Source organism: Mesorhizobium erdmanii USDA 3471, assembly GCF_000472705.1.
GTDB classification, from domain to species: domain Bacteria; phylum Pseudomonadota; class Alphaproteobacteria; order Rhizobiales; family Rhizobiaceae; genus Mesorhizobium; species Mesorhizobium erdmanii.
Window position 1 is genome coordinate 1 of record NZ_AXAE01000011.1, and the last position, 25,104, is coordinate 25,104.

A 25,104-nucleotide genomic window follows, 5' to 3' on the forward strand; every position below is an offset into this window, starting at 1 on the left:
TGACCTGAGACCCTGAATCTCCTCCAGTTTTTGGTAGAGTCCGTCTGATCGAGGAGACGGACGAATGAAGCGTTCACGGTTCACGGAACAACAGGTCATCGCGATTTTGAAGGAGCAGGAGGCGGGGATGAAGACCGCCGATGTCTGCCGCAAGCACGGGATCTCGGAAGCGACGTTCTACAAATACAAGGCCAAGTTTGGCGGCATGGACGTTTCCGATGCGCGCAAGCTGAAGGCGCTGGAGGAAGAGAATGCCAAACTGAAGAAGCTGCTGGCCGAGCAGATGCTGGACAACGCCATCCTCAAGGATGTCGCTGCAAAAAAATGGTGACGCCCGATGCCAAGCGAAGCGCTGTGGTCCACGCCTGCGATCAGCATGGGGTGAGCCAGCGTCGGGCGTGCAAGGCTCTTTTCGTCGATCGCTCGAGCGTTCGCTACAAAAGCATCCGGCCCGATGATGCTGTCTTTCGAGCCGCGATGAAGACGGTTGCCGCGCAGCGGCGGCGCTTCGGCTACCGGCGCATCCACATCATGCTTGAACGGCAAGGGATGGTGATGAACCAGAAGAAGCTACGGCGGCTTTACCGGGAGGAGAAGCTGCAGGTTCGCAGGCGTGGCGGCCGCAAGCGGGCCCTGGGAACGAGAAGGCCGATGATCGTGCCGGGCCGGATGAACGAGCGCTGGTCGCTCGACTTTGTCAGCGATGCCTTCACGGACAGCCGGCGGTTCCGGGTTCTGGCCGTCGTCGACGACTTCACGCGGGAATGCCTGGCGCTGGTCGCGGACACGTCGCTGTCAGGCGCCCGCGTGGCCCGGGAACTGGACGCCATCATCGCCCATCGCGGCAAGCCCTGCACGATCGTCTCCGACAACGGCACCGAACTGACCTCGATGGCCATCCTCAAATGGTGCCAGGAGAGCGGCGTCGAATGGCATTACATCGCGCCCGGCAAGCCGATGCAGAACGGCTTCGTGGAAAGCTTCAACGGCCGGTTCCGCGACGAATGCCTGAACGAAACGCTGTTTTCCACCCTCGCGGAAGCACGGGCGGCGATCCAGCTCTGGAAGGAGGACTACAACCGGCACAGACCACACTCAGCACTGGGCAACATCACGCCGAGCGAATTCGCCATGAAAATGGCACTGGAAAAACAGGCCGCATGAGGCCAGAAATGAAACCCCGGACTCTCCACTGAGCTGGAGCAAAGATGGGTCTCAGGTCACACGCGTCATCCATCATATCCATCAGCGGGTCGAGGAGGAACTCCAGCACCTGCCGATTGCCCGTCTTCATATCCGGGGTCAGCACGACTTCCCTCCCCTCGACGCGTATCGATGTCTCATCGAGGGCCAGCGCACCGGAAACTCCAGCGGCCCGGCGGTGTCGCCCGCGGTCTCTTCCTTCGCCATTGAGGCCTGTTGCTGTGTGCCGGCAGGGATAGCGTCATTGGAGAGGGTCAGCACCTTGCCGCTGAGCGTTCCATATGTCGTAAAGGGAAAGGCCTCGAGCTTTACGCACACATTATGCCCCTTATGGACAAACCCCTTGTCGCGGTTGAGCAGCATGGCCCCGATCTCAAGTTTCGTGCCATCCGGCACGACCACCATTAGTTTCTGGCCGGTCTGCGCCACTTCGCGCGACCTGCAACTGCCCGGACGCGACCGGTGGTTTCAGCAGGCTGACGCGTCCGAACAGTTCGGCCTTCCAGCAATCACCTTACATTGCCAACCTGATGATAATCTGACGGACTTCCGGTACCGACGAATTTTTTGATGCTGCGGTATAGGTGCGCTGTTGGCGCAATTTGGTCTATGCTGCCCAGCATACCGCCGCAGAAACTCTACTTGGCCTTGCTGTCGCACTGGGGGGCGCCTTTCCAGGCGGTTTGCAGCCTCCGCGTGCCACCTGCTTGCGCTCGCTTGACGATGGCGAGACCTAGACTTGAACCACACGTGTGGGCTTGGATACTAAAAGAGGGATCGAGCAGACAGTCGCGATGCACGTCCTGCCCGCTCCGCGGTCGACCACGCTGAGATCGCTGGCCGCTCCACCGCGATGCAAGTGCCATAAGGCGAGCCAATTGCGAGCGAGGTTGGCAAAAGCCTCACCAATAGCAGTGGCCTTTCCCATCGTCATGCAGGGCGTTCCAGGCGGCTCAGTTGGATAGGGCCTGCCCTCGGCGATGGCCAGAGTTCGCGTTGCGGCGGTTATAGCGGATGCGGTTTGAGGATCATATCGTCCCCTCCTGGCAGGCTGGCAGATGACCAGCACCGGATGGGCCGCAGATCCAATAGGGGACCGGATGTAGAGTTATCATGATAATTGCGACGATCAGGTTCATCCTATTCCCCCATATTTTCTGCATGGGCAGCCTACACTACGTATCTGACGACAACCTGACCAGCTTCTAATTGCGGATACTTTTATTGCTCAGACCGCTGCCCTTACGTGCAATCTACGCGGTGCTCGAGACTAGCCGGAACAGCGCACCCACATTGGGGCCGTTTTCAGCCCCCACCCCACCACCACGCTGGCGTCGTTGCCGGTTTGGGAGATAGGGTCTGGCCGCTGCCTGCCGGCGTTTTATCGCAGCGCTGATACCAGACGAAGCCAGGGATTCCATCTGGCCCTTTTGAACGGCCCCCCGGCGTCGAGAAGACGAACTTTCGGCCGTGGTTTGTGTCGAACATATCTTACCGGCATGGAAATCGCATTTAGCCGGCTGCTCGTTAGGGCACCGCCGGCTCGGCGGCTTCTGCGGATTCCGGGGAACTGACACGCGTTCCAAACTGACAAAAAAAGGGCTCGCCCTATGAAGGGCAAGCCCTGGCCGTAAAGTCACATTGTTGGGTGTGCACTCGGCGGCTTGCGGAAACCTTTACAAGACGAAGCTGACGACCACCTGACGAACTCTGGAGTGCAGGGCGTTTTTTCTTCAATTGCCTTCAGAAGGTTAATATCTGGCCAGCAATTGTTACCTGATCTCCGGCTACGCCCTGAAGAGAAGCCGAAACAGTGCGCCACCCTCCTGCCGATTTTCAATCTCCACAGCGCCGCCATGCTGGCGCATGACCTCGTCGACGATGGCGAGGCCGAGGCCCGAGCCCCCCTTGTCGGCCTGGGTGGTAAAAAACGGCTCCAGCACGCGGTTGCGATGCCCGTCGGGAACGCCTTCTCCTTTGTCGGCTACATCGATGATCGCCGGCCGCTTCACCACGATATCGACGCAAGTGCCGGATGCGGTGTGGCGCAGCCCGTTGCGGATAAGATTGGCAAGCGCGTCGCGAATGGCGAGAGCATCCCCCGTCGTCGAACAGGGCGTTTCGGGCGCCTCATAGGAAAGGCTCTTGCCCTCGGCGATGGCGAGGGGCGCCATGGCAGTGACGGTCTGCTTTGCGACCGCCCTTAGATCCAAGGGAAAGTGAGGCTGAGCCACGGAAACAAGGCGAGATAGTTGCAGCAGTTGCTGGATCAGACTCTGCATGCGTCGGATATCAGCCCGCAGTGCTGGATCCGGATGCGATGGCCCGCCCTGCTCTATCCGGGCGGACAGCAGCGCCAGCGGCGTCAGCAATTGATGCGCCGTATCCGCAGTGAAGCGGCGCTGGCTGGTGATGGCCTGCTGCAGTCGGCCCGCCGCCTCGTTAACGGCTTCGGCGAGGTCGCGCAACTCGATCGGAAGGTCGGCCACTCCAAAGCGCGCGGCGGGGTCGGCTGGCCCGATCCTGTCCGCCTGTCGGGACATTCGACGCAGCGGCGCGAAGCCGTAACGGATGATCGTCAGGGTGGCGCCGAACGACAGCAAGCAGATCGGAATGGCGGCGATGCCGGCATCGCTCAGCAGCCGCCATTCGACGTTGCGCAGCAAGGCGTCCGCCATCGATGCCTGTTGACCAACGATGAGCAGGAGCGGTTCATGGCGCGACCCTTCCACCGGCTCCGACAGGAAGTAGAAGGCATTGGCAGGGCCATCCCTCGCAGTCGTATCGCTTTCACCAGGTGCCAGAGCCCGGAGGAGCGATAAACCGAAACGATCCTGCAAGGTCCTGGAGGACGTCACGACCAGCTCGCCAGCGGCATTGCGCAGCGCATAAAACCAGGTTGGCTGTTCTGCCTGGTAAAGGGCCGTACGCTCCGTGGGAAGTGCCGCAGTGGGGGCCGTTCCCGTCGTAAAATGTAGGGCCTGCCTTATTTCCAGTGCCCGCCTTTGCAAGCGCAGCAACCGAGCTGTCTCGTCGATATTGGAGAGCTGGTAGCCGATCAGGCCAGCGCAGGCCGCCGCGAAGAACACGAACAGCAGCGAGAGCTGGAGGCTGAGACGGATGCCGATTGAACCGAACAGGCGCTCACTAAGGCGCAAAGCAATAACCGATACCGCGAACGGTGTGGATATGATGGTCGGCCCCGAGATTGCTCAACGCACTCCGCAGCCGATAGACGCTTGCTTCTATGGCGTTGGGCGAGGCGCCTTCCGCGAAGCCGAACAGCTTGGCATCCAGGGCCTCGCGGGTGACGACCTGCCCCAAGCGGACGACCAACTGCTCTAGGAGCATGCCTTCCCGGCGGGCGATCAACAGTGGTTTGCCTGCGATCATTGCCGAACGCGTTGCCTTATCCAAGACGATATTGCCGGCCGTCAGGATCGAGGCGGCCAACTGTGGCGGGCGACGAAGCAGCGCTGTAGCACGCGCGACAAGCTCAGCGGCTTCGAAGGGCTTACACAAATAATCGTCGGCCCCGCGATTGAGTATGCTCACACGGTCATCGGTCCCGGAACGGGCCGTCAGGAACATCACTGGAATAGCCGATTTGGACCGGCGGACCAAATCAAGAAGCCGCACGCCGTCACCGTCGGACACGCGCCTGTCTAGCACTAGGAGGTCGTAGTCGGCTGCGCCTAATGCTTGGACCCCACCGGCAATTGTCTCGATGACATCCACCGCGTGCCCTGCCCGCTCCAGTGTGCTTTTAATATGCCGAGCCAGGATAGGCTCGTCCTCGAGAACCAGTAATCGCCCCAAGCCTACCCCCCGGTCGACGAGACATCGACAAAAACGTCCGCGTCGAGCGCATCCATGCCTTCGTGTTAGGCCCTTCCAAGCCGACGTCTACAGTGTCAGTCCCCGAAGCTTTCTGCTCGCAAACGCACAAGTCGTCTGTGCTGTCTGCGAGCATGATAAAACGTAACTACAAAGTCAACAGACCGATTGACCGTATACGATATTCTTGCGACGAAGTCATACTATGAATACGTTACTGACAAAATCAGGGCCCTTCCCCCACGACTGGAGGTCAGCATCCCTGACGCTTGCATTTCGAGGTGAAGGCGAGACGATGAGGCGTATGGCCGCCGAACAGCATAACGGGATTTCGTGCTGACGGTCACGACCAGCGCGGCAAGCGCGCCAGAAGGTCGAACCCCCCTGAGATTTCGCGCAATACCGAAACTATGACCCAATTTGTCCCATAAGCATATGCAATTCGGTCTGAGGCGCGACCCAGAAAAGTTCCAAAAGCCTCCAGGAAGCCCAGTCGGTTACAAATTGCTGAACCGATCAACGAACGCCTTGCGGAAGCCGACGGTCAGCTTGCTGTCGCCGAGAAAAGAGCGCGGCCCTAAACTCCACCAGCGGTCATCCAACATCTTCCTTCTTAGCGAAGGCCTAATCCCGCGATATGGATTGGCCCCAAGGCAGACATCTACCGGTAACTATCTGGGTCCTTGGCCTTCTCGGCTTGGCAATCGACCTTACTCAGAGCAGCCTTACGGTAAGCGCCTTCAAACACGCGGATAGCCCTCTCGAATTTGGCTGGATCAGGCGCCAAGTGTCTATCTAGCCCGTGGTACAAAAGAATGGAGACAGCCATCATGGCTTTTCCACTTTCGCTTGGTCTCAGCGCCCGGCATCTTTTCAATACACCATAGATGTTACCTGAAATTGCTGCAGCCCGATGCAATTTGCCATCTGCCATACGCCCCAAGTAATTGATGTTTTGCTCCTCTTGCCCGGCTGAAAAAGCCGATACTGTGAAGCACATTGATGCGATGAGCGTTAACAAAATGCGGCTCATAAATTTCGTTTCTACCTGCACTCAACTCGCCTACTAATCATCCGTTACCATAGCTTAGCATGAGCTTCAAAAGCTTGCCAACCGGCACCAGCGGGCATTACCACTGAATTCTCCACCGCCTGCAAGCGGTGGCTTCAAGTTACGGCTTAAAGCCAGATCGGTCCGCCCTTTGGCGGAGAGGGCGCTAACTCACGTCACGTTGAAGTAGTAGTCGGGCTCCGGTGGCGTCTGGTTCTTAATGTGCTCAACCCAGACCTCGTCGGTGACGTTCCCACTCGTTGCCGCCCAATAGCCCCTCGCCCAGAGATGCCGGCCCCAGTAGCGCTTGCGCAATGTCCCGAACTCGCTCACCAGTTTATGCGAACTGCGTCCTTTCAGGTATTACACGGCGCGCGATACCGGCAACCTCGGTGGGATCGACACAAGCATGTGCACATGATCTCGGTTGATCGACCCGTCATGCACTACCATTTCATGAACTTGTGCCGTCTCAGGCTGCGGTCACTGCACTGATTTCCAACGTCTCCACCAAGCACCGCGTAACGGCACTTCGTCACCCAAACCAAGTGATATTTACAATCCCAAACCGTATGGCTGCCGCGCTTGCACGCTTCCATCCAGCCAATCCACACTGCAAATCTCTGCGGGCCCTCCCTGCCGCCTAAAGGCGCCAGGTTTACAGATTCCCTATGGGGGACTCTAGAGCTCAGGTGCGAACCAGAGCCCGATGGACGAACTGTTTTTTGGTGGACAAGTTCGTCCCGGAAGTCCTGTAACGAAGCTTGCCGCGAGTCTTCTTCACCCCACAAGGTGCTTAACACGGCCGATGCTGCCCATCTTGATCCAAAAAGTGACCGTCGCTCGATACCGTTGGGCCCCCGCCCGGCGCGCTCCCGGACGTGCTTCCACAGCCGTTCAAGGGTGGTTGGCTTGAATATGAAAGCCGAGCCGACATACCGCCCTGTGGCCCATCAGCCATTAACGCGAAGGCGGGTTTTCTTGCCTCGCGCTCGAACTCGCCCGGACCATTCTTTCAAGGCGTCCAGCCATGCCGGGCAGCTCTACAAGTTAGTGGTCCTGAATGGCTCGCATTGGCCTTTCTCGTTTCGGGACCAAAATTCCGGCACCGTTCTTGCGCCCCAGAGGTTGCCTTCCATTAGTCCTGATCGGGACCAGGAAGTAAAACTTTCGCTGGGCTTGAGGTATCGGGGCACTCCGCCTGGCGAGTGTTCTTTCAATGCAGCAACCTTGCTGCCATTGGCCCTAGTCACACGTCAGTGAAATCTTGGCTATGCGGCCAGGCTCTGGCAACGATGACCGCTAGACCACGCCGATCACCCCAGCACGAGAGGTCTGAGCTGAATACGCCTTACCCAGACCTGGAGTTGACGGATACTCCTGCGAAGATTCGCGTCCGAGCTGCCAATTTAGCAAGGAAAAGGGCCCCCGGAAGGGGCTGTCGGCGGCTCTTTCGTGGGAACGAAAAAAGAAGAGAAGCAGAACTTTCCTGTGCAATTTTTGCACATGACGTCTCGTAACTGACTGATATTATTAAGCTATACTCCCAGTCCATCATCGGGGCCACGGCCACTTTATGATATTTATTTCTCATCATTTTTGTTTAACATCAAACTGTTAGAAGCTGCCGACTGCACACGAATTTACGCCAGGATACGCACGGCGCTGGGCGACCAAAACCGAGCGCCAAGTCAATCGCGGTGGGGCACCGACTAAGTCCCGTATCGCGCGCCTGAATACTTCGGCGAACTTATCGACCTTCATATCAACGACATGTGCGATGTAGGCAAGTCCCCTTGCCGCTCCAAGGCCGCGGCCCTCTATATGCTTCAAAGTCCCATATCAGCCGATCGAGTTCAGCCGGGAGCTGCGGTTGGTTCATTGGTCGTCGTAGGTTCTGGCGGCGCATCGCTGACCGTCTCCTGCTTCGAGCCGCCTCGAAGAGCAACGTAGATGGCGGGAATCACGAGCACTGTCAGCAGCGTCGACGAGGCGAGGCCAAACAGCAGCGAAATTGCCAAGCCCTGGAAAATCGGGTCGGTCAGGATGACTGCCGCCCCGATCATCGCTGCGATCGCGGTCAGCAGGATCGGCTTGAAGCGAATGGCGCCGGCCTCGAGCAAAACGTCGACCAGAGGCCTGTCGGTGCCCTTGGAGTGGCGAATGAAATCCACCAGCAGGATCGAGTTGCGCACGATGATGCCGGCAAGCGCGATGAAGCCGATCATCGAGGTGGCCGAGAACGGCGCGCCGAAGGCCCAATGGCCGAGCATGATGCCGATCAGGGTCAGCGGGATCGGCGTCAGGATAACCAGCGGCAGCCTGAACGAACCGAACTGCGCGACGACGAGAATGTAGATGCCCAGGATAGCCACTATGAAGGCCGCGCCCATGTCGCGGAAGGTGACCCATGTCACTTCCCACTCCCCGTCCCACAGAAGTGTAGGTTTGGATTCGTCGTCCGGTTGCCCGTGCAACGCGATCGTCGGTTTCGGCAGGTTACCCCAATCGGCCTTGGCAATGGCATCGTTGACGGCGAGCATGCCATAAACCGGCGCTTCGAACGCGCCCGCGAGTTCTCCCATTACCATCTCCGCGGGCCGGCCGTTGTGGCGAAAGATCGGGTAGGAGGCCGGCTCGCGCGTCACCCCCACGACATCGCCGAGTTCCACCACGTCGCGCGCGCCGGGCAGCGCGTTCGCCGGCACCGGCGTCGTCAGGGCGCGCTGATCGACCACGCCACCGCTCTTCGAGAGCGCCACACGGATCGCGATCGGTTGGCGGCCGCCGCCGCGGTGTGAGTAGCCGATCGTGGTGCCGCCATAGAGGTAGCTCAGCGTGTCGTATACGTCGGACTGCTCGACCTTGTAGTATTCGAGGTTGTCCTGATTGATCGCCAGCCGCACGCGCTGCGGCTGGTTATGGAAGCTGTCGTCGACGTCGACGATAAACGGGATGGAGGCGAACGTCTCGCGCACCTTTGCCGCGACCGCGCGGCGCGTCTCGGCGTCAGGCCCATAGATCTCCGCGAGCAATGTCCCAAGCACCGGCGGACCAGGCGGCGGCTCGACCACCTTGAGTACTGTGCCTTCTGGCATGGCAAGGCCTCTCAGCCGTTCGCGTAGATCGAGGGCGATGGCATGGCTTGGACGACTGCGCTCCCCCTTCCCCGCCAGGTTGACTGCGACGTCGCCCTGCTCGGGTCCGGAGCGAAGGTAGTAATGGCGCACCAGGCCGTTGAAGTTGAACGGCGCTGCCGTGCCGGCATAGGTCTGGAATGAAACCACCTCGGCCACGTCGGCGAGACGATCCACCACAGCCTGTAACAGCCGGTTTGTGTCTTCGACCGAGGAGCCTTTGGGCAGGTCCGCAACCACCTGCAATTCGGTTTTGTTATCGAACGGCAGGAGCTTCACCGTGACGTGCTTGGTGTAGATGAGCACCATGGAAGCCATGGTCGCGGCGCCGACGACAAGCAGGAAGGTCCATGACCGGAACCGCGACTTCAGGATGGGCCTTGCGACTGCGATATAGGCGCGGCCGAGCGCGCCACCGGGGCTACTGGCGTCATGGGCATGCGCCGAGCCTTGGCCCTTCTTGCCGAATTTCATCATCAGCCACGGCGTCAGCGTCACCGCGACGAAGAAGGAGAACAGCATTGCCGCAGAGGCGTTGGCCGGGATCGGGCTCATATAAGGGCCCATCAGGCCAGACACGAACAGCATTGGCAGGAGCGCCGCGACCACTGTGAGCGTCGCAACGATGGTCGGATTGCCGACCTCAGCCACGGCGTCGATCGCCGCCTGCTTGCGGGATCGCCCATCATCCATGGCCCAATGCCGGGCAATATTCTCGATCACCACGATCGCATCGTCGACGAGGATGCCGATGGAAAAGATCAGCGCGAACAGGCTGACGCGGTTCAGCGTGTAGCCCATGATGCGCGAGGCAAACAACGTGAGCAGGATCGTCGTCGGGATGACAACGGCCACCACCAACGCCTCTCGCCAGCCGATAGCGACTGCGACCAGCACGACGATGGAGATCGTGGCAAGGCCGAGGTGGAAGAGCAGTTCGTTCGCCTTCTCGTTCGCGGTCTGGCCGTAGTCGCGTGTCACGACCATCTGGACGTCCTTGGGGAATATTTCACCCCGCACCTGGTCGAGACGTTTGACGATCGTATCGGCGATGACAACGGCGTTCGTGCCCGGCCGCTTGGCAACCGCCAGCGACACGGCCGGGGCCCGTTCAAGTCCCTTGTCGGACTTGACGATGTTGGTGACCCGGTTCTCGGCCGGCGACGTCGCCAACACGATTTTGGCCACGTCGCGCACATAGACCGGCCGCGCGTCCCGCGCGGTCAGAAGCAGATTGCCGATGTCGGCGAACGTCTGCAGTGTCTGGCCGGCGATCAGCACCCGCTGCTTGCCTTCGTCACGCACCGTGCCGATCTGGAAGGATCTGTTGGCGCCGGCGACCTTGGCCGTCAACTGCTGCAGCGTGATGCCGTAAAGAGAGAGTTTTTCCGGATCCGGCTCGACCTGGATCTCTTCCGGCTGTTCGCCGACGATATAAGTCAGGCCAATATCCGGCAGCTTGGCGACCTCGACCTGAAGTTCATGCGCCAGCCGCGTGAGATCGGCCGAGGAATAGCGGCCGGCTGCCTCCGGCGTCGGTGTCAATGTCACCACCACAATCGCGACGTCGTCGATGCCACGCCCGACGATGAGCGGTTCGGGGATGCCGACCGGGATGCGATCCATATTGGCGCGAACCTTGTCGTGAACGCGCAAAACGGCGGCGTCGGAACTGGTTCCGACCTTGAAGCGTGCCGTCACCAGCGCGCCGTCGTCCACGGTTTGCGAATAAACGTGCTCGACACCGTCGATGCCCTTGATGATGGTTTCCAGCGGCTCGGTCACGAGCTTGACCGCATCCTCCGCCTTCAGCCCGTTGGCCGCGACATGGATGTCCACCATGGGCACGGAAATCTGCGGCTCCTCTTCGCGTGGCAGCGTGGCGAGCGCCACAAGCCCCAAGGCCAGCGCCGCCAACAGGAAGAGCGGCGTCAGCGGCGAGGCGATGAACGAGCGGGTGAGCCCGCCGGCAATGCCCAGTTTCATGGCAGGACGACCTTGTCGCCTTCGGCGAGGCCGGTCAGGACCTCGACCCGTGGCTGTCCGCCATCCTGGTATCGCTCGCCCAGCACGACTGCGACGCTGAGTGGTCCGTTAGCCGTAGCGACGGTGATGTAGTCGATCCCATGCACCGTGCTGACCGCCTGCGGCGGCACGCCGAGGATGGTCCGCTTCGCCACCGGGATAGACACCAGCGTACGCTCGTTGACAAAGAAGTTGCCGATGTCGGCGACCTCTACGTCGGCGATGACGCGGCCGTTCTCGATCTCCGGATAAACCTTGGCGATGCGGCCCTGGCGGGCCTTGATGAAGACGCCATCCGTACCGGCGCCGCGTTCGGCGATATCGACCTGGGCTCCCTGCGCGATCTCGGTCGCATGCCGCTCCGGCAGCGACAGTCGCAGATAGTATTGGCCCGAGGCCACCCGGGCGACCGGTTCGCCCGCCATGATCACAGAGCCGGCCGTCACCGGAACCGTCAGCACTCGACCGTCGGCCGGTGCAAGGGTGTCGCCTTCCTTGGCGCTCTGCTGGGTAACTGCCTTTTCGGCAACCGCGGCCGCCAGCTGGGCAGTGATGACGTCGAACTGGGTCTGAGCCGCATCGACCCGGCTCTGTGTGGCGGCACCTTTGGCCAGCAGATCCTGGGCGCGCTGCAGATCGGTCTTGGCATTCTCCATCTGGGAATTGAGGGCACCGATCTTTGCATCGGCCGCACGAAGCTGCAGAGCTATCTTGTCGTCGACGACGGTGGCGACCACGTCACCTTTCTTGACGACCTGGCCTTCCGTCACCCGCACCTGGGTGATGGTACCCGAAATGCGAGCGCGTGCCGGCACGATCGTGCGGCTCTCGACCTGGCCGAAGACAGCCTTCATTTCGGTGATGGTGGCGACCGCGACAGTGAAGTCCTCGGCTAGAGCGCCACCGCTGGCGAGCAGCGTGATGCCGAGCAGAAGCCCGTTGGCCAGGAAGAACCGTACGTATCTCATGGCAATGTGCCGCCCTCGGAACGAGTTGAAAGGACGGGAGGCGCGAGGGCACCTCCCGTATGGGACGCCAATCCTGGAAAGTCGGGGGCTACTTGAAGGCGACGCCGCTCTTGCAGCCGACTTTCTTGAAGACGATCGCCGCCGGGCACCAGCCCGTCACAGAAGCCTGCACCATATTGAGTCCGGCAAAGGCGGTTAGCAGGAACCAGTAGGGCGAATAGTAATAGCCGAGCGCGACGGAGATCAGCACCATGAACCCCGCGAACATTAGAACAGCCTTGTCGATCGTCATAATCTCGTCTCCTGAAATCTGCGCCGTGCCTATTCGGCAGGCTCCATGTGAATGGCCTTGAGCTTCTTGATCCCGAGCAAGTCGAGTGCCAGTCCCTCGTAGAAGGTCTCGCTCTTGCCCTGACGGACCTTGTGCAGGAAGTATTTCTCGAACCCCACTTTGGCTGCGTGCACCCATTTGCCCTGCGACGACCAGTTGACGTTGCGTGGCGGGATCTGCGGCTGCGCCACGAAGGCGATGCCTTCGTCGCCGAAGTCGGCCAGGCAGACCGCATTCCAGGTCGCGACAGCCCGCGGTTCCTCGCCGCGTAGCAGTGCGCCAATGTTTTCCGCCGTCGCCGTGACCATGGATTCGATCATGAAGCCGGTTTTTGGAACACCAACCGGCAGCGGCGTCTTGCCGACTGGAGGAATGGCGACGCAGACGCCGATCGAAAAGACGTTCGGATAAGTCTGGTTCCGCTGATGCTTGTCGATCGTGACGAAGCCGCGCGGATTGACCAGGCCCTCTATGTCCTTCACCGCCGGCACGCCACGGAAGGCCGGAAGCATCATCGAGAAGGCGAACGGCAGGTCGTGCTTGGCCCTCACCGAACCGTCCTCGTTAACTTCCTGCACATGCATGGTTCCAGTGTCGACTGACGAGACCTTGGCGTTCGTGATCCATTTGATGTGCCGATCGCGCATGGCACTCTCGAGCAGGCCCTTGGTGTCGCCGACGCCGTCCAGGCCGAGATGCCCGATATAGGGCTCCGGCGTCACGAACGTCATCGGCACCCGGTCGCGCACCTTGGCCCTCCGTAGCGCGGTGTCGAGGATGAAGGCGAATTCGTAGGCGGGTCCGTAGCAGGATGCACCCTGCACGGCGCCGACGATGACAGGGCCCGGATTACGGACGAGTTCATCGACCTTCGCCTTGGTGGCGGTCGCATGGTCGATATGGCAGATCGACTGAGTATATCCGGCAGGTCCCAGGCCGGGCACCTCATCGAACGCGAGGTCCGGCCCGGTTGCTATGATCAGGTAGTCGTAGTCGACAAACGTACCGTCATTGAGTTCGATCCGGTTTTCCTTCGGATAGACTTTCTTGGCGCCCTCGGATTTGAGCGCGATGTCGCGTCGTTTGAAAACTGCGGCGAGATCGACGGTGATGTCGTCGCGTTTGCGCCAGCCGACCGCCACCCAGGGATTGGAAGGCACAAAGGAATAGGACGTGCCGAGATTGACGACAGTGAGGCTGTCCTCGCGGCGCAGCTTCTCTCGCATTTCATAGGCCATGATGGTTCCGCCAAGACCGGCTCCAAGGACGACGATGTGTGACATGGGGTTCCTCCCGATGTTTCTCGTTCCAGCAATCTGACAGCAAGGCAGCAGGCTTGTGTTGATCTGGCTCAATTTGCCAAGGCCACGATTGTAGGTCGTTCCGTTCGCAAGCCAGGCTGATGGGCTTGCAATTAACATTCAAAGATTATAAATTCAAGAGTATGAATGTAAGAGAGATGATCCCGGCTTCGGGAAAGGCAGCGGATCTGCTCAGGAGCCTATCCCATCCCCAACGGCTTCTGGTCCTTTGCGCGTTGGGGAAGGATGAGCGCTCGGTGGCGGAGTTGCGCGAACTGCTGGGCATTGACCAGGTGCCGATGTCGCAGCAGCTCATGCGGTTGCGCGCTGACGGCTTGGTTGAATCGCGCCGCGATGGCACGACCGTCTACTACCGCATCACCCGGTCAGAAGTCCTGACAGTGGTCGAAGCGCTTCACTCGGCTTTCTGCTCGTGACGATAAGCGATGGCGAAGGACCTTCGCCGTCGCTCGCGTCGTCCAATTGAGCCGAAGGCCTCGAAGATCTCAAAGGCGGCACCAGGTCGGATCCGCAAGAAACAGGAGAATTACAATGTTTGGATTTGGAAGGCGGTCGACAGCCAAGACCCTGACCCCGACGCAAGTGCGCCAGATGGGCGATGCCGTTACGCTCGTCGACGTCAGGGAAGACGGCGAGTGGGCGTCTGGGCATATAGCCGGCGCCATTCATATCCCTTTGGGCAGGCTTCGGGACGAGATGGACCGCATTCCATCCGGCAAACCCGTCGTATTTTATTGCCACGCTGGCGGTCGGTCATCGCAGGCGATTGCCGTCGCCATGGCTGCGGGACAGCCGCACGATACGCATATGGGCGGCGGCATCAGTTCCTGGCGTGCCCAAGGGTTCCCGTCGTCAAGCTGATAGCGACGGGGTTTCCGTTCGGAGGTTTGATTTCGACGCCTCACGGTACTTCCAAGTGCTCAATCTGTTCGGAGGGCTGCGCACGAACCGCACGTAACTCATACCAAAGGGCATTCAGGATGCCGACCGTGGTGGCCAGTCCGAGGCCCAGGATCCAAGCGAAGTACCACATCGTTGCAAATCTCCAGTCTCTGATTCAATAAGCGGAGGAACCGGCGCCGCGCAAGGAAGCTTCGCTGACCTTCCCCCAAAGCACGCTGTAGACCCACGCCGTGTAGGCAAGTACGAGCGGAAGGAAGATCACTGTTGCGATCAGCATGTTGCGCAGCGTCGCCCGGCTTGAGGATGCGTCGAACACGGCAAGCGAATGGCCCGGATTCGTGCTCGACGGCAGGATGATCGGGAACATCGCCAGACCGACAGTCGCGATGATGCAGAAAATGCCAAGTTTCGACGCCAAGAAGGTGAGGCCTTCGCGTCGCGCCCTGAACCCGGCGGCGGCGAGCAGCGGCGCCACGATGCCGAGCACGGGCACCAGGCACAGAGCCGGCGTCGCGTAGAAGTTGCGCAGCCAGCCGTTCGCGTTTGCGATCACGGTCTTGCCAAGCGGATTGGACGGGCCATCCCAGACGATGGCGCTCGTGACCTCATAGCCGCCGAGCAGCCCGAGCCAAACAAGCACGCCGCCGCCGGCGAACAGGACAGCAGCGGCCAGCGCGGCCTTGCCGCCAATGATGCGGGCGCGGTCAGCCACCGGCCCTTCCGCCTTAAAGGCCAGCCACGCCGCGCCGTGCATGACAAGCATGGAAAGCGAAACAAGGCCGCAATAGAGCGCCACCGGATTGAGCAGGCCAAACAGGGTACCCTCGTAGGACGGGCGCAAGTCGGTGGAAAAATGGAACGGCACGCCTTTCAGGGCATTGCCCACCGCCACGCCGAAGACGAGCGCCGGGACGGCGCCGCCGATGAACAGCGCCCAGTCCCAGTTCGAACGCCAGCGGGCGTCTTCCCGCTTGGAACGGTACTTGAAGGCAACCGGTCGCAGGATCATCGCGAACAGAACTAGGAACATTGCGAGGTAGAAGCCGGAGAAGCTCAACGCGTAGAGCGCCGGCCACGCGGCGAAGATGGCGCCGCCACCGAGCACGAACCAGACCTGATTGCCCTCCCAGACCGGTCCGATGGTGTTGATGGCAACACGACGCTCGATATCGGTTTTTGCGACGAAAGGCAGCAATGCCCCGACACCCATGTCAAAGCCGTCGGTGACCGCGAAGCCGATCAAAAGGATGCCAAGCAGCATCCACCACACAATCCGCAGCGTTTCATAGTTGAAGAGAAAATCGATCATCGTCATTCTTCCTTGCAGGGGGCTTATCGGACGGCCGCGAGTCGGATCCGTGTGCGATCGCCAACGGGAAGCGCGATGTCCGCGCCGACAGCCGGACCTTTTGCTATCGCCTGCAGCATCAGCCGCACCTCGATCACGGCCAGCACCCCGTAGACGACGGTGAAGCCGAGGATGGTGATCAGGAGGTCAGGGATGCCGAGCTCGGACGTCGCCAGGAAAGTCGGCAGCGTCCCCTCGATGATCCATGGCTGCCGGCCAAATTCAGCAACAAACCAGCCGACCTCCGCGGCAATCCATGGCAGCGGCATCGCGATCAGCGCCATGCGCAACAGCCAGCGCGGCGCCTGCGTCTCGCGCATCGTGTGCCAGAGCGAGAGCGCAAAGACGGCAACCAGCAGGAAGGCGCACAACACCATCAGACGGAAAGTGAAGAAGATCGCCGGCACTTCCGGCACGGTCGACCATGCCGCCTGCTTGATCTGGTCGTCATTGGCCAGCCGCGGATCCTCGATGTAGCGCTTGAGCAGCAAGGCGTAGCCAAGATCCTTGCTTGTCGCGTCGAAGCTTGCGCGTGCCGCCGTGTCGCCATGGTTGACCTTGAGCTTCTCAAGCGCATCATAGGCGGTCAGCCCATTGCGGATGCGCCCCTCGGCCTTGTGGACGAGTTCGAAGATGCCAGGGATTTCCTTGTCGATCGAGCGTGTGCCGATAAGGCCCATGACCCAAGGGATATGCACGGCGAAATGGGTCGTGCGATCGCTCATGCTGGGAATGCCGAATGCGGTGAACGAGGCGGGAGCCGGCTCGGTCTCCCACATCGCCTCCATGGCGGCGAGCTTCATTTTCTGGTTGTCGGTGATGGCGTAGCCGCTCTCGTCGCCGAGCACGATGACGGACAGCGAAGATGCGATGCCGAAGGCCGAGGCGATAACGAAAGAACGCTTGGCGAGATCGACGTGCCGTCCGCGCAGCATATAGAACGCAGAGACGCCGAGCACGAAGACGGCACCGCAGACATAGCCCGCCGAAACCGTATGAACGAATTTAGCCTGCGCGACCGGGTTGAAGATGACGGCGACGAAGTCGGTTACTTCCATGCGCATCGTGTCGGGATTGAAGACCGAGCCGACGGGATTCTGCATCCAGCCATTGGCGATCAGGATCCACAGCGCCGAGAAATTGGTGCCCAGCGCCACAAGCCACGTGACTACGAGATGCGCGCGCGCCGAGAGCCTTTCCCAGCCGAAGAAGAACAGGCCGACGAAAGTCGCCTCCAGGAAGAACGCCATCAGCCCTTCGATTGCCAAGGGCGCACCGAAGACGTCGCCGACATAATGGGAGTAATACGCCCAGTTCATGCCGAACTGGAATTCCATGGTAAGGCCGGTGGCGACACCGAGCGCAAAGTTGATGCCGAATAACACGCCCCAGAACTTCACCATGTCGCGCCAGATGGTGCGACCGGTCATGACGTAGACCGTCTCCATCATCGCAAGCATGATCGACAAGCCCAGCGTCAGCGGGACGAACAGGAAGTGGTACATGGCCGTCAGCGCGAATTGCAGCCGCGACAGTTCCACGAGCAATGGGCTGGTCATGCGAGAACTCCATTAAAGCATCACCTCCGATAACTCCGTTCTGGTGCCGAGCCTTTGACGTGCATCAATTCGCTCATGGCCTTGGCATGAGATTGAACTGTCATGCTCAAGGCCACTCTGATTCGTCGCGACGAACGTCCAATGGCGGTAGCCAATTCCGAGGCGCTCACTGCGGGCAGGACGCTGTGCGTCGCGCACGGCCTGGCCGCCCCCGGCTTGCGTTCCGCCCTTGCATTGCAAGCAGCACGCGCCGTGCTGCGGCTTGCAATGATCGGCCTGGCGGCCATATTCGTGGGTGAGATGATCTCTGGCCGAGCCAACTGGCCGATGCTCGGCGCGGCCTTGGCCAGCGTTATCCTCGGCTCGTTGATCGGCCTGGTGGCCGACCGCGCTATTGCCAATACGGAACTGAAAGTCGCCAACGGCCTGCTTGAGGCGGTGCGCGGCGCCCTCGCCGCGGCTTCTCCAGGCGACATCCAGGCGATGCCACCCGGAACATTGATCGCAGGACTTCAACGCTATCCGCAAGCCGTGGCTGGCCTGGCGGTCGGACATCGCCTTGCGTCGATCATGCTGGGGTTGGGGCCCCTACTTGCCGCAGCCGCGATCATGGCCATCTCGTGGGAGGCGGCGTTGGCGCTCATCTTGCTGACCCCTGTGATGATTGTCTTCTTCGTCCTCATCGGCGGTGCGATCCGCAGCGGCGCCGAGGCGCAGGAGAAGGCCTTCGGTCGCCTCGCCGCCCAGTTTGCCGATCGCATCCGCACCTTGCCGACAATCTTGGGGAACCATGCGCTGATGCGCGAAAGGCGCAAGCTCGCGGCGCGGCTGGACACTTATGCCTCAGGCACGATGAGCGTGCTCAGGATCGCATTCCTCAATACCGGCATCATCGACTTCTTCTCGTCGCTGTCGATCGCAATCCTCGCCGTGTTTCTCGGCCTCGGACATCTCAAGCTCACCAGCGTCCCAGGCTTTGCCGGCCTTGAGCTCTGGCAAAGCCTGTTCATCCTCATGATCGCGCCGGAGTATTTCGTCCCGTTCCGCCGTTATGCCGAACAGTATCACGCCAAGGCTGAGGGCATCGCTGCGGCGACCGCGCTCGACACGCTTGTGCTGGCACGTCGTCAGCAATCCCCGGCTTTCGAAGCCGCCAAAGCCGCCCGCGACCTGGCCGATGCGACATCGCCCCTGCCACGGACCGGACTGGTGGCCATCACCGGACCGAGCGGATCGGGCAAGTCCACCCTGCTGCGCCATCTAGCCGGGATCGGCCCCGCGCCATCCATCGATCCGGAGGTCGATGCCCCGCCGGACGTCGCATGGTGCTCTACCGATATCTATGTACCGGAAGGCACGCTTGACGCCGCCATCGCGTGGCAAAACGGTCCCTGTTGCCGAACCCGGCTGCTGCTTGCAGCAGGCAATGTCGGCCTTCTCGACGACATGCTTCTGCCGGGCGGGCTTGATGCGTCGATCAAGGCTGGCGGTGAAAACCTATCTGGTGGGCAACGGCTGCGTATCGGCCTGGCGCGCGCACTGATTTCGGGCCGCGCTATCTTCGCCGACGAGCCGACCGCCAAGCTTGACCCCGCCAATGCCGCGATGGTGCGCCAGGCGCTCGTGGAGGCAGCGCGCACCCGGCTCGTCCTGGTGGCCACGCACGACAGGAGCCTGGCCTTGCTTGCCGGCAGAACGATCGACCTAGAGATGGGCAACAGGCAAACACGGGAGCGAGCCGGATGAATGATAGCACGTCTCCGATCGTCCCCGAAACCAAGACTGGCCCGCTGGAAGAAGCCAGCCGGCATAGAGTTCCGTGGCGGCTCGCCCTTGTTCTTGCGTTTGCCTCCCTGGCGGGCGGAATCCTGCTGACCGGCGTGTCCGTCTGGTTTCTCGGCGCTGTCGCGCTGGCGGGCCTGACGCCCGCCGCCTTGACGTTCAACTTCCATGTGCCGGCCGCATTCATACGCCTGTTCGCCCTGACGCGGACGGCGGCCAAATATGGCGAGCGCGTTGTCGGCCATCGGGCGGCGCTCACCGATCAGGTTCTGCGCCGCTCGACGTTGTTCGCCGCGATGGCGGCGGCACCGTCCGTGCGCAAGGCTGGCTGGCAGCTCGGCAATCAGGACCGTCTTGCCGACTATCTAGACGACGTCGAGGACGTGGATTATGCGCGCCTGCGCGTCAGCCTGCCGGTAGCGACGCTTGGCATGGCCATTCTATTGCTTATCGCCGCGACTTTATGGGTGGCACCGCTGGCGATGGCGCCGATCCTGCTCCTCATCGCCGTAAACATGTTCGGGGTGCGCGTCCTGGCAAGCCGAACCGACGCCGATCTGGCGGCCATGCGCCAAAGCAGGCAACAGGCCTCCCGCCTGCTCGGCTCCGCGATACAGGCCGTGGTGCCACTGCAGGGCGAACGCCGCTGGGGCCCGTTGCTCGACGAGCCGTTTGGCGGTTACGCCAATGCCCAGACGCGCGCGTTGGTGCTTCGCCACCGGCAGGCACTGCTCGACACGCTGGCCAACTGCCTTGCGCCATGTGCAATGCTCAGCATTCTGGTGTCCGCCTGGTTGTCAGGTCTGCGTGGCGAGGCACTGTTGCCGCCTGCCCTACTGGCCTTCGCCTGGCTGGCCGTCGCTGAATCCGTGCTGGGTGCATCGAAGATCGTCGTCGCCTTCGTACGCGAGAAAACTGCTCGGTCGGCTCTGGCTAAATGGAACACGCTGGACAGCGTAACGCGCCAGCATGTCGCGGAACGGATTTCGTCGTTGACGTTGGACCGATTGCCACGCCGCGCACCGGATGGCCGGCTGATCGGCAGGCCAATCAGCGCGACCCTCAAGGCCGGCAGGCCAACTGTCCTGCATGGCGCCAGCGGTTGCGGCAAGACCTCCCTGTTGAAACAGGTCGCTGGCTGGCTCGACGGCGGTGACGACTTCGTTCTGGGCGATGGCATCGAGCTCAACGTGGATGTGCGCCGCTCCATGAGTTGCTTCTGCGCCCACGACGCCACGGTTCTGGCCGACACCGTGCGCGAGAACCTGTTTGCCCCGCACGCCGGCGACGCTGAGTTGTGGCGCGCGCTGGACGCAGTCGAACTCCAGGGCCGGATCAGGGCCGCTGGCGGCCTTGATGGATGGATCACGCAAGATGTGCTGTCACTCGGTGAGGCGCAAAGGTTGAACCTCGCCCGCGCATGGCTTTCCGACAGGCCCGTCATGCTCCTGGACGAACCGACCGAGCATCTCGCGGCCGAACAGGGCCAGCGCATCCTCGACGCGCTGCTGCTGCGGCTGCGGCAACGCATCGTCATCCTTTCCAGCCATGACGAACTGGCACCGAGCGGAGCCACGGCGGTTAGGTTGCAATGACGGCGAATGGCTCCGGTTGAAGGGCCGGTACAACCGGCCCATTTTCAATCAATCCTACTCAACGGATTCCTCCTCGGCGGGTGCCGGGGTCTCATCCGGTAGGATTTGCGGTCCGACCCGGTCGGCAACGAGCATCGAAAGCATCATCTCGACGAGGCCATTGGCGGCCCCCTTCTCGCCACCGGTCGCGCCGATCTGGATTTGCGGCACAAGCGGCAGTCGGCCATTCTCGATCGCCTCGGCGAAGCGCATCAGAACCTGCGAGTTGAGCTGATAGTCCGGGCCGCCGAAGGCCGCGACCTTCTTCTGCGTGGCCTCGGCCTCCGCCAGGCCTACGGCGCGCACCCTCTCGGCATCCGCAAAACCGGTCGCCTTGATGCGTTCGGCATCGGCAAGCGCGATAGCCTTGATCATGTCGGCCTCGCCCTGGCCGGCGAGACGCACCTTCTCGGCTTCCGCCTTGGCAGTGACCTGAATGGTTTCCGCCTGCTGGCGGGTGCGGGCGAGTTGCGCCTTGCCCTCGTTCTCACTGATCTCGATGGTAAGAGCCGACGTCGTGATCTTGGCTTGCTGTTCGGCGAGCGCCTCCTTCTCTCGCAACGTGCGCTCCTGAATGGCCGCTTTCTCCTGCAATTTGTAAGTCTCGACCTTTTCGACTGCGATCTGGCGCTCGCGCAGCTGGATCAGGATCTGCTCTATACTGTTCCGGCCATTGGCGGCACGGGGCGTGCCGATCAACACTTCCTGCAGTTCGAGGCTGTAGGAATTGAATTTTTCGCGCATCTCCTCGCCCGATTTGCGCTGGATATCGCTACGCTCCTGCAGAAGCTGGATCAGCGTCTTTGTCTGGGCGATATTCTTGAAGTAGGCGGAAACCATCGGATCGAGCGTTTGTTCTACCAACCGCTTGATGTCACCGAAACGCTGCACCACAAGCGGCGCCTTCATATAGTCGATATGCACGACGACGGAGAGCGGCAGCACGGGCTCGAACGCGTCCTTGGCGATCAACGACACTTCAGACAGGTTCTCATCCAGCCTGTGTTCGCCGAACTGCTCCTTCGTCCATTTGAGCACGAAGTTTGTGGTCGGCACCGTGATGATATTGCCGGCATAGGTATTGAATGCGTACTTGCCTGGCAGCAGCGGTGTCGACCAGACGCCGCGTGCGCCGATCTCGACCAACTCGCCGTGACGGTATGCCTGCCCGGATATGTCCGTGCCGTGGCGACCGTTGTAAGAGACGACGACACCCACCGTGCCAACGTCAATGATCGTCTTTTCGACCAGTTCGACGGTCGCGAAAATGCGGTTGAGGAAGTAGCTGCCGTCGGCCAGCACCTGCAATTGCCGGCCACGGTAGCCACCGGCACCAAGAAACTTCTCCGGGTCCTGGAAATTGTTGTGGAAGTTCGGGTCGTTCGGATCGTTGGCGACGGTCGGTGCGATGATCTCGCCGTCCGGCAGGGCCGGACCGTCATGGATGGTGACGATACCGATCATGTCCTCGGCATTATGGATCACGACGGGCTCAAAGCCGCCGCGCTCCGAGATCATGCTGGACATATTGCTGAAAAGGTTCTGTTCCGACGAGCTCAGATTGACGGCATAGATCGACTGAGCGGTCAGCACGATGAATTGCGCGAGATTGATGGCATAGGTGCCTTCACGCAAGATCTTGCGTTGCGGTCCTTTCTGTCCACCTTTTTCGAGAAAACCGCGCACATCCTGGAAATCATCGGCGTCAGTGTTGGAAGCAAGTGTCTGCGTCGGAGGCAGCGGCTTGCCATCACGGGCAAAGACGTAGCCGATCTGACCCTGCGGGATGGTGACCAGATTGGCGCGATGCATCGAATATTGGAACGGCATGAAGAAATGCAGGCCACCGCGCACGACTTCCGGCTGGTAGCCTGCCTCACGGTTGAGCGCAATGAAGCCATTGCTGACGGAGCCGCGAAAACTCCATAGTTTTTCCAGGATGCCGAGCCTGTCGTTTGGGATGTAGCGGACCACGCCGCTCCACCAGAACAGGATTGCCAGCACGATGACGGGCACGGCTATCTCGATCGCCATCCATTCCATTGGGCCGAGATATTGCAGGGCTTCCATCTTTCTCTCCTATGGGGCGCGCGGGTTCGTTCACCCGAGGGCCACCCGGTTGGTGTTGATTCATGAAGCGGGGAGATTGCGCACCGACACGCTCGACGCACCAAGGGCGTGCCGAACGTTAGGGCTGCTCATTGTATGGGAAAATGACCGCGCGTCCCGAGTCCCCAGTGAGGGGTGTGGCCGCGAGCTATGTCACATCGTGGTTGCCTTGATAGACATTACAACAAACGAAGTAGGGATCGCGGCTACAGGTTTAAAGATATTGCGCGTGAAAATCGTATAAGTATTTTCAATGCTTTCTCTATTTCGAAAGCGTGGAAGTTGGCTTTTCGAAGTTGGCTGTATGAGTTGGCAGGGCGCGAAATGGCGCCGCGTTGAAAACTGAACGGCATGCTGTGTTTAAGGTTATGATTCGACAAGAGCGGCGATTTACCAAATCCATCAAGCCAGGAACGTACTCAGTCCCGCCGTCGATAAAGTGTCCAATCAATGCCCGAAAAGCCCCAGGCTGTGGCGGCGTCGGTTCGTTCAAAGGCGAGGACACAGCTCGACGAAGGTTGGACATATTGGAACTGCTCATGAGCGCCACCTTCGAGGATGAGCCAGTCTGGAGGTTGGGAGCACATTTTGTCCGCGGGCACCAATGATGCCTGGCGCCCAAGACGGCCGGCGAAATAATCGACGACAATTCCGGTTCGCAGATCATGACCGCTGGCGTAGGTGGTGTCGCCGTTAGGCGTCATCTGGCCTACCATCCTGGAATAGGAGCCGCGGCCGTGTTCATAGAATTGAAGCAGCGAGCTTGTATTGCCGACCAACATTGCCGCCAGGGCGGCTGCGGAAACTAAAAAACCCCTTCCCCCCGCCTGGAAGCCACGCCCCAGCAATTCGCCGACGACAAGAAGCAGCAGCGTCCCGCTGACGAGAAAGTAGCGCGGAAACCCGACATTCGGCAGATGCGCGGCTGCCATCAGCAAAGGCAGCCCGACGGTCCCTATCACATAAAGGCTGGTCCGGCGATCGCGCCAAAGGCAGGCGGAAACAAGCACCAGACCGCAAGCCGTGCCTATACAAATCCAGTCACTCATCAACGACGGCAGGCCGAACAAATAGCGGATCATTCCGCCGTATCCCTGCGCGAATGTCTGCAGCGAAAACGATGAAACGCCGCCGAATTGGAACCCGTACACCTGGCTGCCAAGGAGCACGCAAGCGGCGAGCGGAAGTACCGCCAAAAAGGCCGGTGCGAAAATCAGACCAACCTCGAGATTGGCGGAGGCAAGGCTGCCGGTGCGTGACCACGCAAGCCATGAAGCCCAGGCCACTAGGATCACCACCGTTTCCGCCATGGTCAGATGAGACAGGAAGCCGACTAAGACAATCGCGGCGAAACCGATGGCTGACCCGCGATTGTCGAGCCGGCGTTCCAGAAACAGCACGGAAAGCAGCGTGAACAACACGAGGCCAGCATAGCCTCTCGCCTCGGAACCGTAGTGGACCATCGGGTAGCTCGTCGCAAACAGCACGCTGGTAACGATGGCTGTGCGCCAACCGCGTGACGCCGCCAGCAGGCCGGCGGCAAGGACAGCGCCAACGCCCAAGGCCACCGACAGGCCACGTTGAAGCAATGACGAGGCGTCGGGGCCGATCAGATACAGATAGGCTGAGTTGAGGAAATGATTGTTGTCGTGATTTATGCGCCAGAATATCTGGTCGATCGAGGTTAGCGGCTCAAGCAGCGCAAAAGTCCAGATCTCATCGAGCCAGAGATCGCCGCGCGCGCCCAACAGGCGCAAGACCAAAGCCGCCGCCGCGATCACCAGCATTGCCAGCACTGACCCGGCGGACCATCGCTGGACGACGCCGGAGGAGGTTTCAGGGCCGCGAGCATCTCCCGCATCGGCTGGAATTGAAGCCTGTCCCAAGGCGCTCAT

18 protein-coding genes and 1 pseudogene are annotated in these 25,104 nt (G+C 60.8%); 5 read left to right on the forward strand and 14 right to left on the reverse strand.

Annotated elements, in window-relative coordinates; all coding sequences use genetic code 11:
• The first annotated feature begins 64 nt into the window (after positions 1-64).
• Positions 65-1,164 (forward strand): IS3 family transposase gene (locus A3AU_RS0105130; RefSeq protein WP_154674525.1). Its coding sequence is split into 2 segments (ribosomal slippage): positions 65-317 and positions 317-1,164, totalling 1,101 coding nucleotides; the frame shifts between segments, so codons are not numbered across the junction.
• A gap of 138 nt (positions 1,165-1,302) precedes the next feature.
• Here A3AU_RS0105130 and A3AU_RS0105135 read toward each other — a convergent pair.
• The 9 genes and pseudogenes from A3AU_RS0105135 to A3AU_RS0105185 form a co-directional block, all read right to left on the reverse strand.
• A complete protein-coding gene (locus tag A3AU_RS0105135) occupies positions 1,303-1,632 on the reverse strand; it encodes a beta-barrel domain-containing protein (protein ID WP_027051828.1) in 330 nt (109 codons plus the stop codon).
• A 1,358-nt stretch (positions 1,633-2,990) separates the two neighbouring features.
• Positions 2,991-4,361, reverse strand: coding sequence for a sensor histidine kinase (locus A3AU_RS0105145; RefSeq protein WP_027051829.1), 1,371 nt, complete (start codon positions 4,359-4,361; stop codon positions 2,991-2,993).
• Entirely contained in the window at positions 4,351-5,022 is a 672-nt protein-coding gene (locus A3AU_RS0105150; RefSeq protein WP_027051830.1) for a response regulator transcription factor, read from the reverse strand. The genes A3AU_RS0105145 and A3AU_RS0105150 overlap by 11 nt, the downstream gene beginning before the upstream one ends.
• Before the next feature lie 679 nt (positions 5,023-5,701).
• Positions 5,702-6,094: a hypothetical protein gene (locus A3AU_RS0105160; RefSeq protein WP_154674526.1), complete on the reverse strand. Its 393-nt coding sequence runs from the start codon at positions 6,092-6,094 to the stop codon at positions 5,702-5,704.
• A 168-nt stretch (positions 6,095-6,262) separates the two neighbouring features.
• A pseudogene (tnpA, locus tag A3AU_RS1000000136775) lies at positions 6,263-6,690 on the reverse strand (IS200/IS605 family transposase).
• Positions 6,691-7,947: 1,257 nt separating this feature from the next.
• The gene (locus tag A3AU_RS01000000134935; RefSeq protein WP_051355281.1) at positions 7,948-11,214 is read right to left on the reverse strand and encodes an efflux RND transporter permease subunit; all 3,267 of its coding nucleotides are present in this window, start codon (positions 11,212-11,214) and stop codon (positions 7,948-7,950) included.
• Entirely contained in the window at positions 11,211-12,221 is a 1,011-nt protein-coding gene (locus A3AU_RS0105175; RefSeq protein WP_051355282.1) for an efflux RND transporter periplasmic adaptor subunit, read from the reverse strand. The genes A3AU_RS01000000134935 and A3AU_RS0105175 overlap by 4 nt, the downstream gene beginning before the upstream one ends.
• Before the next feature lie 88 nt (positions 12,222-12,309).
• On the reverse strand, positions 12,310-12,513 hold the full coding sequence (locus tag A3AU_RS0105180) for a YgaP family membrane protein (RefSeq protein ID WP_027051833.1): 204 nt from the start codon (positions 12,511-12,513) through the stop codon (positions 12,310-12,312).
• A gap of 29 nt (positions 12,514-12,542) precedes the next feature.
• The gene (locus A3AU_RS0105185) at positions 12,543-13,835 is read right to left on the reverse strand and encodes an NAD(P)/FAD-dependent oxidoreductase (RefSeq protein WP_027051834.1); all 1,293 of its coding nucleotides are present in this window, start codon (positions 13,833-13,835) and stop codon (positions 12,543-12,545) included.
• 125 nt (positions 13,836-13,960) lie between these two features.
• On the opposite strand from A3AU_RS0105185, the gene A3AU_RS0105190 reads away from it, so the two are divergent.
• Entirely contained in the window at positions 13,961-14,290 is a 330-nt protein-coding gene (locus A3AU_RS0105190; protein WP_032916921.1) for an ArsR/SmtB family transcription factor, read from the forward strand.
• A 115-nt stretch (positions 14,291-14,405) separates the two neighbouring features.
• Positions 14,406-14,735 carry a rhodanese-like domain-containing protein gene (locus A3AU_RS0105195; protein ID WP_027051836.1) on the forward strand — a complete coding sequence of 110 codons (330 nt, stop codon included), beginning with the start codon at positions 14,406-14,408 and terminating at the stop codon, positions 14,733-14,735.
• Positions 14,736-14,775: 40 nt separating this feature from the next.
• On the opposite strand, the gene cydX is transcribed toward A3AU_RS0105195, so the two are convergent.
• From cydX to A3AU_RS0105210, 3 genes are read right to left on the reverse strand one after another with little or no spacing between them, the layout of a single operon-like run.
• Complete coding sequence (gene cydX, locus A3AU_RS1000000137580; protein ID WP_027051837.1) at positions 14,776-14,907, reverse strand: cytochrome bd-I oxidase subunit CydX; 132 nt, start codon at positions 14,905-14,907, stop codon at positions 14,776-14,778.
• A 24-nt stretch (positions 14,908-14,931) separates the two neighbouring features.
• A complete protein-coding gene (gene cydB / locus A3AU_RS0105205; protein ID WP_027051838.1) occupies positions 14,932-16,086 on the reverse strand; it encodes a cytochrome d ubiquinol oxidase subunit II in 1,155 nt (384 codons plus the stop codon).
• Positions 16,087-16,109: 23 nt separating this feature from the next.
• Positions 16,110-17,684, reverse strand: coding sequence for a cytochrome ubiquinol oxidase subunit I (locus A3AU_RS0105210; RefSeq protein ID WP_027051839.1), 1,575 nt, complete (start codon positions 17,682-17,684; stop codon positions 16,110-16,112).
• A gap of 141 nt (positions 17,685-17,825) precedes the next feature.
• On the opposite strand from A3AU_RS0105210, the gene A3AU_RS01000000134940 reads away from it, so the two are divergent.
• A complete protein-coding gene (locus tag A3AU_RS01000000134940; protein ID WP_161633492.1) occupies positions 17,826-19,430 on the forward strand; it encodes an ABC transporter transmembrane domain-containing protein in 1,605 nt (534 codons plus the stop codon).
• The gene (locus A3AU_RS01000000134945) at positions 19,427-21,061 is read left to right on the forward strand and encodes an ATP-binding cassette domain-containing protein (protein WP_051355285.1); all 1,635 of its coding nucleotides are present in this window, start codon (positions 19,427-19,429) and stop codon (positions 21,059-21,061) included. Before A3AU_RS01000000134940 ends, A3AU_RS01000000134945 begins: the two co-directional genes overlap by 4 nt.
• 54 nt (positions 21,062-21,115) lie before the next feature.
• On the opposite strand, the gene A3AU_RS0105225 is transcribed toward A3AU_RS01000000134945, so the two are convergent.
• Positions 21,116-23,170, reverse strand: a complete 2,055-nt coding sequence (locus A3AU_RS0105225) for an SPFH domain-containing protein (RefSeq protein WP_027051840.1) — start codon at positions 23,168-23,170, stop codon at positions 21,116-21,118.
• Between the two features lie 458 nt (positions 23,171-23,628).
• Entirely contained in the window at positions 23,629-25,104 is a 1,476-nt protein-coding gene (locus A3AU_RS0105230) for a hypothetical protein (RefSeq protein ID WP_154674527.1), read from the reverse strand.